Origin of the sequence: Sulfobacillus thermosulfidooxidans DSM 9293, from assembly GCF_900176145.1 — a bacterium.
Classification (GTDB): Bacteria; Bacillota; Sulfobacillia; order Sulfobacillales; family Sulfobacillaceae; genus Sulfobacillus; species Sulfobacillus thermosulfidooxidans.
The window spans coordinates 2,720,721-2,735,718 of record NZ_FWWY01000001.1 but is presented as its reverse complement, the minus strand read 5'-3'; the positions used below and the strand labels follow the sequence as shown (position 1 = coordinate 2,735,718).

The following is a 14,998-nucleotide window of genomic DNA, read 5'->3' as shown; positions in this document are numbered from 1 at the left end:
CGAGGGAGGGGTGGCGATACCCGTTCCCTCTCATCTTGAAAGACATGGTCTTTCAGGAATTAGCACCAACCAGACAATAGTCATCTGGGGGTTGCCGGGCTTCATTGGGCCAGTCCCTCCGCCGCTCTCGATAAGAGGTTTTAACAATTGAATGCACTTTAACATATCTCGCCGGATTCGGCAATATTTGAAGTCTGATCTCGGTGTATCCCATCAGAAATTTGTCATCTGTTTTCTGATCGTCATCATATTAAGTACAGATGGCCCAAATCATACGTCACGACATGGACCACAAGTACTACGCTACGTCGTCATCCATGATGATAAGGGTTCCATTTCAGCACGCCGTAACACACGGAGCAGTGCCTCCCTAGCCGTTCTCTTTACTTCGTCAAGGTTCAAGGTGGTGTATCGCCCGTTTTCATAAAGAATTTGACCCGCCACCATGGTAAGATACACATCGCTCGCATGCGTTTGATAGACGAGCTGACTGTAAATCGGTGTCATATCCCATAATTGATGATGCGGCCCACGAAAATTAAGGAGAACAATATCGGCCTGCTTGCCAACTTCGAGCGACCCAATTTCATCTTCCAATCCCAAGACCCGGGCACCTTCAATCGTGGCATGTGCAAAAACCTCAGGGGCAGACAAATAGGTGGGTCCAAACACTGGCTTCGCTAAAAGCGCTGCCGTCCGCATTTCTTGAAATCCATCCAGTAGATTGTTACACGGTGCTCCGTCAGCGGCAATCCCAAAGATCAAACCCTTTTGGCGCCACCGCACCGTCGGAGCAAATCCTGAGCCGAGTTTTAGATTGGATGACGGGCAATGAACGAGTTTAGCGTTGGATGTGGCCACCATATTTTCTTCATCGGCATTCATCCACACGCCATGCGCAATGACCGCAGATGGGGCAAGAATTTGCAGGTCGAATAAATGGGCAACAGGAGGGCGACGGTGAAGTTTTATCCCTTCAGTAATTTCATCGCGCGTTTCTGCCCCATGGGTATGCAACACCGTATGGAATGCATCGGCCAGTGAGCGGGCCTCTTCAAACAACGCATCGCTAGCTGATAATGTAAACCGGGGCGCGGGTGCATAACGCACCCGTCCTTGATCCTGTCCATGCCACCGGTGAGCCAAGTCATAACTTTCTTGCATCGCATCATCTTTACTTTGCATCAAAAATTTATTGGGACGGTCCATTAGACATTTTCCGGAATATCCGCGAATACCCATCTGTAACATCGTGTTCAAAATGTGTTCCGTATGATTTACTGACCCCATATCTAAAATGGTTGTCGTGCCCCCCGCCAGCAGTTCAGCAATACCCAATTGAGCCGAGACCCGCATAGCATCCTCGTCTAAAGCCGCTTCAAGGGGCCAGATGCGTTGTTCCAGCCAATCCAACAAGGACAAATCATCAGCCAAGCCACGAAATAAGGTTTGACACAAATGAATGTGCGGCTGCACGAGCCCAGGAATCGCGACCATATCCGTCCCATCAATCACACGGTCAGGACGATGGCCATAGGGTCCTATTGCCACAATCTTCCGGTCTTCTATCCACAGGTCGGTCGGGGATACGATATCGCGAGATGCATTCATGGTCACTGCCGTGGTATTCCGAATGCGTGTTAACATTCTATGCCCTCCCCTATGACCCAATTTCTGACCCAGGCCAATAATTCTTCGTCCATGCCGGGACCCGCAATCACCGAAATGCCAAAAGGAATGCCTTGAATCGTCAACAGAGGCATAGAGACCTGAGGCAATCCCCCTAACCCCGCAATACACGTGAGTTGCAAAACCCGGTCGCGAAAGGGATTAAGAATATTTAGAGGAGTATTTTTCAAAGGGGCCACTCCCGGTGCTGTCGGCAGGACAATCAGGGTATCTTGGCGCAGTCGGCTCCACAGTTCTTCGCGCCATTCCTTCTGCTTATGAGCCCACTTATCGCGTTCTTCTCGCGTGATCGTACGGGTCCAATAAAACCGTTCGTGGAATCCAGGGCCAAAATGCGGCTTGGTCTCGGTTATCCAGGTTCCAAAATTCTGCCATATATCATAACCTTGAATAATGCGAAAGGCTTGACTCCATGTCTCAAGCCCCGGTTCCGCAATCACTTCATGCTGGACCGTCAAAAAACTCGAAGCGATATGTGCGATTTTTGCTTCCACTTCCGGCACCAATTCTTGGTCCACGCGAGATATGGCGTCAGATGCCACAACCACGCGTGAAAAGCTATGCCCAGATGGGATTTTGTAGTGGTCTAATAAGACACTGGAGACGTTTTCTAGCAGTGACGGATCTCTGGCTAAACATCCCACCGTATCAAATGTTTGCGAAAGAGGGATAACGCCTTCAAGAGAAATTCTCCCGATGGTTGGACGAAATCCGTAAATTCCCGTGTAACTCGCTGGAATCCGTACCGATCCCCCCGTATCCGTTCCAATCGCAAAGTCCACTAATTTACCCGCCACTGCGGATGCCGAACCACTCGAAGATCCTCCCGGAATGCGATCAGGGGCCTTGGGATTAACCGGAGTGCCATAATGGACATTTTCACCATTTAATCCATACATTAATTCGTCCGTGTGGGTCTTGCCTACCAGACGTGATCCTGCCTGCACAAGCTGGGTAATCGCCCGCGCTGTCTCGGACGCTTTAGAATGTGTTCGGTACCAATCGGGATTGCCACCTGAGGTGACAAAACCTTTCACGTCAAACGCCTCTTTGGCGGCAAAAGTTGTGCCGCTTAACACGCCCTGCCCTTCAGGTTCTAATGTGCATGTCGTATCAAAAAATGCTTGCCAGGTATCATGAATCATCCTTCATTCGCCCCTTTTGCCGGATTCCTGCAAAGTTCCACCCTATCTCTTGAAATCTTAAGAATATCGCCGAGCCAACGATATCGGGACGGAGTACGTGTCCATTCACATCCTAAGGCGTTTTCACGTTTCACGGATCCAACGGCAATACCTCGTTTAGATCAAAACGATTATTCGCCACAAAAAACATTAAATCATCTGTATGGGCTTGTTGCGTGATCCCTTTTGGAAACGTTATGACATCTTAGGATATCGAGAGAATCACGGCCACCGGTCCACCGCCCAGTGGCCCATGATGTTCAGCACGCGTTGATACATACACAGCGGGAGTGCCGGTGATCGCAGCCAAAATGGAACTCACGACGCAGCGGGCATAACGAGTATCATCAATGTCATCATCCGATAGCATGGTATGACGGTATCCCCGAACACTTTGACGTGGATCCGCCTCAGCCTTAGCAAAGACGCCATGAATACGCTGGGCAATAGCCTCTTTATAGAGCTGAGAGCTAGAAATCCCGAAGCTCTCGAACAATGAGATCACCGATTGGGCGTCTAATATATCCTGCATCACGGTGTGTGTAATGACCAAATTCCCGTTCCACCACGGTGAATTTCCGAGCACCATAATATCGGAGTAGGACAATCCCGGTTTGCTGGAGGTGCTGGCACACCGGCTATACAACGCATAATCCTGAAGAATCATATCGTCATTCAAATCATGTTGGTTAACTTCGCCAAGTGCCAGAGCCACCCCTAAAGCCGAAGCACCCCGGGAATAGGCCATGGAGTTGCGAGGTGATTTCGGTGGCCATTCGTATGGAATGGCACCTTTCACATGAACAAAATGCACATCGTGTGGATCAATTCGGGCTTGCTCCAAAATCCTCCGGATCGTTTGAGCGGTTTCTTCGACCATCGTCATCGTACCCACTTCCTCCGGAAGAAACTGGCGCGTCCTCCCCCGCCCAATCGCCAGCCTGGACTCATATAATGGTGCGGAAGGAAACGTTCCTCGCGTTTCAAAGACCCGGTAATGGGGTGTGGTAACGCCTTCGGTGCCGCCGGAAAATGACAGCAGCACACGGTCTTCTATGACTGCTGGATCTTGTTGCAAATGGGTTGCCAAAACCTGACGACTCTTCTCGACGGCCAAGTCGCGACTGAAATCATTCCGGCCGCCGTTCCCTTCGGTTTTTCCGAGAATGGCGACAATGCGAAATGGATCGATTTCACCACGGGAAATTGCCGCGTCTAGCTCAGAAAAATCGCTGGGATGTTTCATAAAACCGGTAAAGATTCGTGTTTCCATCACATATCTACCCGCAAATGTTTGCCGGTATGAGTTTTGACATGCACTTTATAGACATCGCCTCGGTTCATATCCGCTGGAACGGGCTGTGATGCTAAGGCTTCCACCACTTCCTCCGAATTCATGGTAAAAATGGTCACAGGATGATGAATCGCCATCGGAAAATCATGCCATACCCGTTGCCAGAGCATGATACCGTGACCCGGTGGAAATTTAAATGCCTCAACTTGGGCTAAATTGGGAACTTTAGCATTCTCTTCGGGGCGCCCGAGCACCATAACAAAAGGTGCGGAACCGAGTCCAATAAAAACCTGCGTCAAAATGGTGTGATATTCCAACCAGAGTACTTCGGTATCACGCCGTGAAATGCGCGCTGTACGAATGACCGGCTTCCCACGGCAGACAAAATCTAAGTTAGCTCCTTCCTCCACGCTACCTTGATAAAAAGGGATGGGAAGTCCCGGACGATGTACCCCTTCGCCGAGTAACATGCCGTAAGGGGCCACTGCTTCTTCTGTGACATCTTTTACTGGTATCGTCAAAATTTCGTCTGTGCTAGTCATTTCATCATCGCTCCTTCATAGGAAAAAGTTCCGTGTGGGGCAAAGCCTTGTTAGGGATATGCACATTCAATGGTATTCATCATGACACCACGATATGGGTCAGCCAGCTCTCTTAACTGACCTAACGGACTATGGTTTCTTGTTGCGCTTGTAAGGCATACCACAGACGTTCCATCGTGATAGGTAACTCGGTCATCCAGATGCCTTTAGCTTGAAAAATTCCGTCCACGATGGCCGGAGCAACAGGGGCTAAGGCCACCTCACCCGCAGATTTGCCACCAAAAGGTACCGTCTGTTCTTGATGATCAGCAATGATAATCTCTAAGGGTGGAATATCCTGGGGAGTAATCAATGGATAATCGAAAAGTGACGCATTGCGGACGTAAGCATCTTGTTCATCCAGTTCCAATTCCTCGCACAGCGCGTAGCCGAGCCCTTGCACGACAGCGCCTTCAATTTGTCCGCGAAGCCCCATGGGATTAATCGGCTTGCCCACATCGATTCCCATGACCATTTGTTGAATATCTAATTGACCCGTGTTATGAACTTTGAGGCGGACAGCTAATATGGCAAAGGGAGCGGGAGAATCCGTCGGCACCGCAACGCCTTGACCCATAATTGGATGTCGCCAAGGACCGTAAAAACTGGCGTGCGCCACAGAGTACCAACACGCCGCCAAAGGACTTAAAGGGGTTGATGACGCCCGGGAAATTCTTCGTGCCAACGCTAGCATCTTACGACGCACAATGCGGGCCGCCTTAAACGCTGCATAGCCCGTAACATATGTGGTCGACGAGGCATAAGTCCCGTAATCAAATCCGTTATCGGACGTCTTCCCCATGGAAAAATAGATGGGGATAGAATCCACTGGAAGGTCCAATGCCTCATAAATAATCTGAGCGAGCGCTTCCTTAGACCCCTGTCCAATGTCCATTGCACCGGTTTTCACCACCAAACTGCCATCCTCATCGACATGAATGACAACTTGAGCCAGTTCTTGACCTGGTACTCCACTCGCTTGCATACTCATGGCAAGACCAATGCCCTCGTTCTCATCCACAGGCGGGCCGGATTGAATTCGTGCCATGGTCGTCGCTAACAGCTCCCCTAGGTCATTGTGATGTTGGCGTTTGACCATGCCATCATGGGCAAAAATATCGAGAGCATCCCCTTTCTTCGCCAGAATGAGATGGCGGAGGGCAGCGGACGATAATCCTTTGGCATGGGCTACTTGATTGATATGGGTTTCGATGGCCATAGCTCCTTGAGGTCCCCCGTAGCCGCGAAATGCTCCCGCTACAGGTCCTGGGGTATAACGCACTTGGCCATGGAAATGGTAATTTTTTGCGTGGTAAAGGGGCAAAGACTTTAGCCCCATATTATGGGCCACGGTGGGCCCGTGCGATCCGTAGGGACCCGTTTCTACATCCGCTTTCAGATCAATGCTTTGTAATGTCGTATTGTTCCACGTGCTCTCCACGTTTAACGTGGCCGCATGCCGTGTGCGGGTGATGGTGAACTCTTGCCGGCGGTTTAACATCATTTTGACAGGTTTTTTGGTCCACACCGCCAATAATGCCACCCAGGGCTCCACAATCACTTCTTGCTTGCCGCCAAATCCTCCACCCACATCTGTTGCTTTAACCAGTATACGCGACACAGGCCATCCCAAAGCTCGGGCAACAATGCGCCTGACATGATAAGGAACTTGGGTTGTGGTCACGATAACCAGCCGATTTTCTTCATCAAAGTAGCTCAAAGCGGCATGGGGTTCTAATTGCATGTGGCTGACCCGCGGCACTCGAACCGTCGTGCGAAACTGTTCGTTCCCTACCTCACTCAAGGGTTCAGTGCGAAGATCCCACTGGCTCATCACATTCGAAGGATGGGATTCATGAAAGGGGCCATGAACAGGTTGATAATCAATCTCCGCACATTGTTGTACGGATTTGATATCTTTTTCCGAATGGGCGGCAATGAGCGCGATGGGCTCTCCAGGATAACGGACCACCGTATTCAAAATCTTCATATCATAAGGAGACGGCTCTGGCTCGGGCTGTCCAGCCGTCGTAAACCGGTGTTCGGGTACATCATCCGCCGTCAGAATGGCTACAACCCCCGGCATTTGTCTTAACGACTCAAGATTTTGTATTTGAGCCGTGCACGGGGCAGAAGCCGCTTCAATCACGCCACACACTAAGGCATCAGGGGCCAAATCCAACATATCCGGAGCAAACCGGGGTCGAGTGCTTAAAGCCCATTTTCTCATAATGCAATTCCCCTATTATTCTCATTCCACCACTGTTGATAAATGTCTTGCCACATATTCAGGATTAGAGCCTGATAAAACTGGTTGACGTCCTGCCGTTCTAATATCCAATGCCTTACCGCGTAATCGATATCCTGCGGGGAACCGCAAGCCGCTCCTTGAAGCGGCCATACCGACAATCCAGAGGCCATAAACGTGATGTCCCAACGAGAATCTTGGGAACTCATAATGACCGTGAAGTTCACTAACGGGCGGGTCATCCGGCCTTTTGCATACTTACGAAAATAAACGCGGGATGCCTTAGGAATCTCTGGCACCTTCACCCCCACTATGGCACGCTCTTGAAGGCTTTCTGGCCAAGATGCAAGGTCGTTCTGGATAAAGTCATGTGCCGTGTCGATGTACAACACCGAAGACTGTAACAAGCGCAAGAGAGGATATAAGTCAGCCACTGGTTGTGGATTGGCAATCACACCAATGACCGTAGCCACCCTGCGAAATGCTGGCGAGCCTATCAGACTCAAGATTTGGGAAATCTGATGGTTAGCACCTAATGCTTCATGCCACGCATGTAACGTAACATTTGGGCCAAGAGTCCAACCTTGTGCATCGTGTGTAATCTCGTCACTCCCGGCCCATGCCCTCAAATCACATACGGCTCGAGGATTATGGCCGTCTTGAAGAAGCCATGTACCACCACCTATGATAGGAACACGTTGCGCCAAACATGCTTGCACTTCTTGGATAGTCGAAGGCTCAATCCAGCGCATGATGGTCTCTCACTTTCGCAATGGCTCGTAAAGGTGCGTAATATCCCGTGCAGCGACAGATATGTGACGAAATACCTGCCCGAAGATCAGACTCTGTTAACTCCTGTTTGCGCTCCAATAAGTATTTGGCACTGAGCAAGAGTCCTGGGGTGCAATATCCGCATTGAGCCGCATGTTCTTCACTAAAGGCCGCTATTAACTGGTTCATCAATAGGTCATCTTCAAATCCTTCGACCGTTTGAATCACCCGGTTTTTTTGACGGATCGTGAGTAAAAGACAACTCGGCACCGGTTCATGATCGACCAGCACCACACAAGATCCACAATGTCCCGTACCACAGCCATAACGTGCCGAAAAAATGTGCAGTCTGGATCGTAATGTGGTAAGAAGACGTTCTTCTGCAGGCACTTTTAGGATATGCTGTTGATTATTCACAACCAATGAAACCTCATAGAGCTCGTCTTCAAGATGGGGCATATGAACAGTTCATCTCCATCGCCAAGAGCCGTATCATCCATTGGCCTGCCATGGGACCAAAGACAACGACCCTCGAAACTCTCTTCAAACGGTAGATATTTGGCAGAGGTTCTAAGAAATACTACAATGTTATGTCATATTTATTAATACCTGTGGCATGTTTTTGGTTTTTTATCCAAAACAATCACGGAACATATACGCAAAATGTTCGGGATTCATGATCACAATATCATCGAGACATTGACGAAATGCCGTAATGATCCCATCATGTTGAGGGAATCATTCGTCGCCAAATCATCAAATACACCGATCAACGCCGGTTATGCACCGAAAAATCGAGGAAAGGATGATTGTCACGGGTTTCAGGAAATTCATTAAGCGCCCGGTTTGGATCAGTCTGACGGTAGGAAGTGTGGGGGCTTTGGTTATTGCTGGATTTCCATGGTTTGCCTTAGCGGGGACCACAGCGACCGCCACGGCGGGGGCTCTTTATACCGCAATAGGATTAAAAACACATCAAACACAAAGTATTGACACGGGTCTTAGCTATTTTAATGATGCGACCAAATGGTATCACACCATGATTTGGGCATGTTGGCCGTGGAAAGCTCTCGATCCGCACAACACCGTACTCACCCTTTTAGAGCAGTCGAGCCATAATTTAACCATGGCTGATACAGCTATCCAACGTGCGCTGCCCGGGATTAATGATTTACTAGGCCATTTAGGATTTGCCACTCCTCATCATCCGGATCCGCCATTGTCCCACGCCCAGATGGCTGCCGTCTTATTTCAACAATTACCCACGGTCAATCGTCTAGTCAATCTGTTTTACCCAAGCCTTGTGCAATGGAACCACTGGATTCAAAAAATACCCATGCCGAACTGGCTGATTAATCAGCACCGCTGGCATAAATTTCAACAAGAAAGTCAATTGCTAACCGCTGATCTGCATGACATTCAAAGCATTCTGCCCATGATTGTCAAAATGGTACCCGCTCATGGTACAAGACGATATTTTCTCATTTATGAAAACACCGGTGAACTCCGCGCAACGGGCGGATTTATGACAGCGTATAGTTACGTCACTTTTATCAATGGTCATCTCCAACCCTTGCATTCCCATAATATTTATAATTTGCAATCGGAAATTCGCTACCGGCCTCCGGCTCCTTTAATTATTCATACCTATTTGTATTCGCCTCTATGGCATTTACGCGACGCCAATACCTCTCCTAATGTCCCGACGAGCGTCCAACAAATTTACAAATTTTATAATTCCATCCCGCATGCCCCACACGTAAATGGCGTAATTTTTGTTAACACCTGGCTCGCCGATGCCATTTTACAAAACATTGGCGGTGTAACCATGCCGAAAACCTATAATTCCCTCAAAGTTACCGCAGCTAATGCCAATTATGAAATGGAATATATGGCCGAACGGTCACCACTGCCCATTCCCGCTCGCAAAAAATTCATCGCCATTATGTTTCATGAAGTCCTTCACAAACTGGCTCATTCACCCGTCCCCGTCTTATTGGCAACGATTCACAGCGTATTTCGGTCATTAAACCACAAGGACATCATCTTTTACTTTAATAATCCGCAGGTGGAAGAAATAGCCCAGACCCATAATTGGGCCGGAACCGTTGACAAACATGTTCATACCGATTATCTAGAAGTGGTCGACGAAAATCTGGGGGGACACAAAGATAATTTCTATATGCATTATCACGTCACTTCCCGCATTAAAAAAATCGGATCCCGGTATTTACAAACAACCACCGTCACTTGGACCAATACAGGCATCTTTGATAATTGGCTAGTGGTTCCTTATACATCATGGGTGCGCTTTTATGTGCCTTATGGCTCGACATTAATTTCATTAACCGGTGGTAATGCCATCACCCAGGATTACAATAACCGCACACTGCATAAAACGGTATTTGGCAATCACCTCACGATGCCAGTCCGTCTCACCGCTCAACAGTCGCCCACAACCGCGTCTATGACCGCTACCTATTGGCTGCCAGCAGGTCTTAACATGTCACGTTATGTGATTCAAAAGCAGCCAGGTATCAAAGACGATCATGAACTCATCATTTTCAACGGGCATGCTTTGCCGCCGTTTAAACTTTATACCGACACGACGGTAAACTTAGAGCCTGTCCACCCATAAAGCCGACGAGTCGAACTTACGACTCGTCGGCTTTTTCCAGGAACTGATGCCATGTGACATATGGCCCCTTAACTTCTAGAGAATTTTAGATCACTAGCTGAACCACATCCGAATATTTCGCTATAATCGCGTCAGCAGTCAACAAACGGAAAGGTCCGGAAATCGCTTGAGCAACCAGCATTCGATCAAAGGGATCCTTATGAATGGGAGGTAGGCTTGCGACCATACTGGCGTCCCGGGCCCTCACGGGCAGCTCCAAAAATCCACTTGCCTTGATACCTAGCACAATGTCGGAAATCTGAGCATCCAGTTTTCCTAGTCCTATCTTGATTGCCGCTTCCCAAATGGATACCGCACTCACAAAGACTTCATCGGCTTCTTCAATTTCCTCGCGAATCTCCGCTGTTAAGTTGGGGGAATCAGCCAGATACCATAAGTAGAGATGCGTGTCGAGCAAAATCCTCATTTGTCGGTCCCTTCAAAACTTCTCTGCACTTCGTCAGGCAAGGGAGCATCAAAGTCTTCCGCAATACGTATCTTTCCGCGCAAAAATCCCGCGGTCCGGATTGGCCGGGAGGTTGTGGCCGGAACTAATCTCGCTATAGGCTTACCCGCTTTAGCTATGGTGATTTCTTCTCCACGGCTCACCTCATCTAAAAGTCGTGAGAGATGGGTTTTCGCCTCATGAACGTTGACGGACTTCATCGCTGACCTCACAATCTATTGAAGAACTTAGTTTAGTTTAGTCTACTTATTGGTAAAGTCTGTTGTCAACCTTATGCGATCTCTATGATAAAACCTGTAGGACCGCATGACGAAGAGGCCGTGACAGGAGGCTAGAAAGCCATGCTATTATTAGCCTGGGAAGAAAAACCTCAGATCGTAGCAAAACGACAGGAAGCACCGTCAATGAAGGACCGTGACAACGTGTAACTCAAGAAGTGCTCCCATTAACGAGTGTATTGCAACTCTGTTATTCATCGCGGGAAGGGAGATACCCTGGTGAAGCCACCGCAAGGACTAGCAGGTGCCCATCACATCGCCTCGGCTGGCCGCATGTCCGCCTTATTTGCAGACACCCGCGACTGCATCGCCATCATACGTTCCCAGTCCGAGCGGTGCCGCACCTGAAGATTGGCCCTATTAAGCCCCCAAATATTTTTAGATATCCCATATGCCATGCGATATGATCCCATAGCGTGATCGCCGAGGAGATTTTGGCATCATTTTCATCATGGAAGGATGTCAAACACAGGGCAGAGTCGAAAACAATCACCCCGGCATGGAAAGCGCCCGGCATCCCAGAAGCACTGGATATCAGACAGAATATGGGGCAGTCGCCCGCCCCATGAATCATCGGTCCGTCTCGGATACAAAGGGTTAAGACCATCCCCTGACCCACATTCATGGGTTATTATGCCAATGCCACTTCTTGACGAGGATGTTGCACTTAGTATGAAGGGGCGCCGTCAAGAGTGGTAGGTGGGCAGGTTCTCTGGCTTACGATCCCATAGAAGATCCGCTCTTACGAGGGGAGACTCAAAGCGGCTAAAATTTTCTCGACCGCTTTTTTCTCGATACGGGATACATAACTGCGCGAAATACCGAGCCGTTCAGCAATCTCTTTCTGGGTATAACGTCTTTCTTGCCCATTTAAAGCAAACCGCAAATTCAGGACCAAACGTTCTTTCCGCGTCAAACTTCCCACATATTCTGTTACCCATGCCATAATCATACTGACTTCCACGGTATCTGGGACCTCTTCGCCACTGGCTAACACATCTAACAACAAAATCTCGTTGCCTTCTCGGTCAATCCCAATAGGACTGTATATACTGACCTCACTTTTGAGTTTCTTCTGATTACGCAGATGCATTAAGACCTCATTCTCAATACACCGGGCACAATAGGTTGCCAATTTCGTCCCTTTGCTTGGATTAAACGTATCTATTCCTTTTATCAGCCCAATCGCGCCAATACTAATCAAATCGTCAGATTCAGTGCCTTTATTCGCATATTTTTTTACGACATGCGCCACCAGTCGCAAATTATGCTCAATCAAGCGTTGCCTGGCTTCCTTGTCACCGCGCTGCATGGCTTCCAGTGCCTGTTGTTCTTCCGCTTCCGTTAATGGTTGAGGAAAGGCATTACCTCCAATGTATCCGGCCAACCAAATGGCCCCTTGTGCCGCCGCTGCTGCAATTAAGACCATCAAACCGATACTGATGCCCATATGTCACCCTCCCCCATATTGAATGGCGCGAACTTCTTGCTTCACCATCATATGAGCGACGAAAAAAGAGTGTGCATGGCCATTGTAAAATCCATCCGCAGCCCAAAATAAGCTAGACCGATTAAAACACAGGGGATGAAAAGCTCTGTAGAGGATCGCACCGGGATTCCCGGTTATTCCGTGCGCAACCGGTATTGCACACGTTCTTCTGCCGCTCGTGTCGGTTGTTCCGCTAACATGGCACAGCCCACCGCAACCGGGCAAATGAGACACTTGGGCTTTCGCGCCGTGCAAATCATAGCACCCATATCCATCAAGGCATTATTGAATTCCCGGGCCTGCCCAGAAGGGACAATGGCTTCAGCTATTGACCACAGCTGGTGTTTAGTTTCGGCCGATGAATCTTTGTAATCAATGGCAAAATAGCGTCCAATTAAACGATTGACGTTCGTATCTAAAATGGGGGCATCATAGCCAAAGGCGAAAGACATAATGGCTCCCGCGGTATAGCGTCCAATCCCAGGAAGGCTCAAAAGTTCCTCTAGTGTGCGTGGAAACACTCCGCTAAATTGACTGACCACGGCCTGAGCAATTTGATGAAGCCATTGTCCACGAATCTTATATCCTAAAGGGTCGGTAATCGTTTTGACCTCCGTTAAGGATGCATTGGCTAAATCCGTCACCGTCGGAAAGCGTTCCAAAAAGCGCCGATACACCGGTTCCACCGTTTTAACCGTGGTTTGATGTAGCAAAATCTCGGATACTAAAATGTGATAAGGGTCTGTTGTATGGCGCCACGGCAAATCCCGACCTTCTTGCCGGTACCACCTTTGGATGCCTGTTTGAAAGATGTCGAGTAGACCAGAATCCACCACGGCATGATACTTAATGCGTTTCATACGCTCACTGTAAAAGACTTTTGCGTAAATAACAAGTACTCTGTCAAGAAGCCACCAATATCCATTATCTCATTATCTCATTATCTCATTATCTCATTATCTCATTATCTCATTATCTCATTATCTCATTATCTCATTATCTCATTATCTTATTATCTTATTATCTCATTATCTAATGATCTAATGATTGTTTTGGCTAAGCCATACCGCCGCTTGCTGCACGATGGCGACAGTCTGGGTTGCGGCAGCGCCTTGAAGTACAATCACCAGGCCATGATCAGACGAAGTATAGGCTACAGCCATTTGATTACTGGGACGCCAGATATGGAAATGGATCGTCCCAATATCTTCTTTAGGTAGGACGCCATTAATTTGGGCGACAACCGAAGCAGGGACGAGAATGTGTCGAGAGAGATTCGTCTTTTTGCCGTGAAAAAACCAGCTCACAGCAGGCAATTTTCCTTCATCGATCAGTAACAAATAAGCCCGGGCCAGTTCATCACTGGTACCCCATAAACCGGTCCCTTCTGAGAACTCAGAGACTGTGGTCTTAGGTAAAGGAGGGTTAGTGAGAGGTTGACCCAAAATGGTTCGAGACTCACCAAAGCCCAACTGTAAAAGCGCCCGGTGAATGCCTGAACTGCCCCACCGCGAGCCAATGATATTTAGAAGGCTGGGCCCCTGTTGTGGGGTCAATCCGTGAAATAGTTGGGGATGGGTCAAGGCCATAGCTAACAGCACCGGTGTCAATGTTTTACCCAGCGGATGAGGCTGCCAACTCATGGAACGGCCAAGCGGACTGGACTCTTGGGCTAACAATTGCCCTTGTCCATTGAGAATAACCAGGCTGCCTCCAGAGGGAATAACCGGTTCCAGTGTGCTCATAAGAGAGAGTCTTGGCGTGACCCGGATCACGTGGCTTTGAACGCGAAACCCCTGACCCGTCCATTGCCATGGGCTCTGCGTAAAATCATGGTGCGCCCGGGCCATGGCCATGACAAGAGAAATGGGCACTTTAGGGACGGGAACAATTTCTTGAATCTTAACCCGGTAAAGACCCGGAATATTCCAACCAAGCGCCGTGTGAAAGAAAGCGGACTGACCATTCCACAAAACCTCTGCGACATGCGGCCATTTTGGATAGCGACTAAATAATTCGTGTTTGGCCCAGGACGGTAACGATGAGGGAACAACGACGAGGGCCTCTTGATTAACCATTCGCGTTAACAGATGCCCTTGACCATCCATCATAATGGCCGTTAAAGCAGGGTGTAGGGGTGAAATGGCCTGAGTTTTGTAAGGCACAGGTGTATACGGACGCCAAAGAAGATTAAATATCAAAGCTAAAAAGCCAATGATGGCCATAACCGAGGTCGTGGTGGTCCACGTACGACGAGTCCAATGCACAATAAAAACTCCCTTCACATCTACTACAGGGAGTTTTTCCAGATTTTCACATTT

The 14,998-nt window shown here is 48.7% G+C and carries 13 protein-coding genes and 1 riboswitch; of the genes, 1 reads left to right on the top strand and 12 read right to left on the bottom strand.

Annotated features, from left to right (window positions below; all coding sequences use genetic code 11):
• Positions 1 to 27 precede the first annotated feature (27 nt).
• Positions 28 to 137: riboswitch (SAM riboswitch) on the bottom strand.
• A 166-nt stretch (positions 138 to 303) separates the two neighbouring features.
• The 7 genes from B8987_RS13505 to B8987_RS13475 all read right to left on the bottom strand — a co-directional run bounded on the left by B8987_RS13505 (position 304) and on the right by B8987_RS13475 (position 8,226).
• Positions 304 to 1,647 (bottom strand): amidohydrolase family protein, encoded by a 1,344-nt coding sequence (locus B8987_RS13505; RefSeq protein ID WP_020373328.1) that lies wholly within the window; start codon positions 1,645 to 1,647, stop codon positions 304 to 306.
• Positions 1,641 to 2,834 (bottom strand): amidase, encoded by a 1,194-nt coding sequence (locus B8987_RS13500; RefSeq protein WP_020373329.1) that lies wholly within the window; start codon positions 2,832 to 2,834, stop codon positions 1,641 to 1,643. Before B8987_RS13500 ends, B8987_RS13505 begins: the two co-directional genes overlap by 7 nt.
• A gap of 244 nt (positions 2,835 to 3,078) precedes the next feature.
• On the bottom strand, positions 3,079 to 4,146 hold the full coding sequence (locus B8987_RS13495) for a ring-opening amidohydrolase (RefSeq protein ID WP_020373330.1): 1,068 nt from the start codon (positions 4,144 to 4,146) through the stop codon (positions 3,079 to 3,081).
• On the bottom strand, positions 4,146 to 4,709 hold the full coding sequence (locus B8987_RS13490) for an ureidoglycolate lyase (protein ID WP_020373331.1): 564 nt from the start codon (positions 4,707 to 4,709) through the stop codon (positions 4,146 to 4,148). The genes B8987_RS13495 and B8987_RS13490 overlap by 1 nt, the downstream gene beginning before the upstream one ends.
• Before the next feature lie 121 nt (positions 4,710 to 4,830).
• Positions 4,831 to 6,978 carry a xanthine dehydrogenase family protein molybdopterin-binding subunit gene (locus tag B8987_RS13485; protein ID WP_020373332.1) on the bottom strand — a complete coding sequence of 716 codons (2,148 nt, stop codon included), beginning with the start codon at positions 6,976 to 6,978 and terminating at the stop codon, positions 4,831 to 4,833.
• Positions 6,975 to 7,748, bottom strand: coding sequence for an FAD binding domain-containing protein (locus B8987_RS13480; RefSeq protein WP_084661671.1), 774 nt, complete (start codon positions 7,746 to 7,748; stop codon positions 6,975 to 6,977). The genes B8987_RS13485 and B8987_RS13480 overlap by 4 nt, the downstream gene beginning before the upstream one ends.
• The gene (locus B8987_RS13475; protein WP_020373334.1) at positions 7,735 to 8,226 is read right to left on the bottom strand and encodes a (2Fe-2S)-binding protein; all 492 of its coding nucleotides are present in this window, start codon (positions 8,224 to 8,226) and stop codon (positions 7,735 to 7,737) included. Before B8987_RS13475 ends, B8987_RS13480 begins: the two co-directional genes overlap by 14 nt.
• Positions 8,227 to 8,572: 346 nt before the next feature.
• Between B8987_RS13475 and B8987_RS13470 the strand changes: the two genes are divergently transcribed.
• A complete protein-coding gene (locus B8987_RS13470) occupies positions 8,573 to 10,405 on the top strand; it encodes a DUF4012 domain-containing protein (RefSeq protein ID WP_020373335.1) in 1,833 nt (610 codons plus the stop codon).
• A gap of 85 nt (positions 10,406 to 10,490) precedes the next feature.
• Here the strand turns inward: B8987_RS13470 and B8987_RS13465 are convergent, their stop codons facing one another.
• The 5 genes from B8987_RS13465 to B8987_RS19695 all read right to left on the bottom strand — a co-directional run bounded on the left by B8987_RS13465 (position 10,491) and on the right by B8987_RS19695 (position 14,944).
• Entirely contained in the window at positions 10,491 to 10,871 is a 381-nt protein-coding gene (locus tag B8987_RS13465; RefSeq protein WP_020373336.1) for a type II toxin-antitoxin system VapC family toxin, read from the bottom strand.
• Positions 10,868 to 11,110, bottom strand: coding sequence for a type II toxin-antitoxin system Phd/YefM family antitoxin (locus B8987_RS13460; RefSeq protein ID WP_020373337.1), 243 nt, complete (start codon positions 11,108 to 11,110; stop codon positions 10,868 to 10,870). The genes B8987_RS13465 and B8987_RS13460 overlap by 4 nt, the downstream gene beginning before the upstream one ends.
• Positions 11,111 to 11,930: 820 nt before the next feature.
• Positions 11,931 to 12,638, bottom strand: coding sequence for an RNA polymerase sporulation sigma factor SigK (gene sigK, locus B8987_RS13455; protein ID WP_020373339.1), 708 nt, complete (start codon positions 12,636 to 12,638; stop codon positions 11,931 to 11,933).
• A 173-nt stretch (positions 12,639 to 12,811) separates the two neighbouring features.
• Complete coding sequence (locus tag B8987_RS13450; protein WP_020373340.1) at positions 12,812 to 13,537, bottom strand: A/G-specific adenine glycosylase; 726 nt, start codon at positions 13,535 to 13,537, stop codon at positions 12,812 to 12,814.
• 180 nt (positions 13,538 to 13,717) lie between these two features.
• Positions 13,718 to 14,944 carry a hypothetical protein gene (locus B8987_RS19695; protein ID WP_020373341.1) on the bottom strand — a complete coding sequence of 409 codons (1,227 nt, stop codon included), beginning with the start codon at positions 14,942 to 14,944 and terminating at the stop codon, positions 13,718 to 13,720.
• Between the last annotated feature and the right edge of the window lie 54 nt (positions 14,945 to 14,998).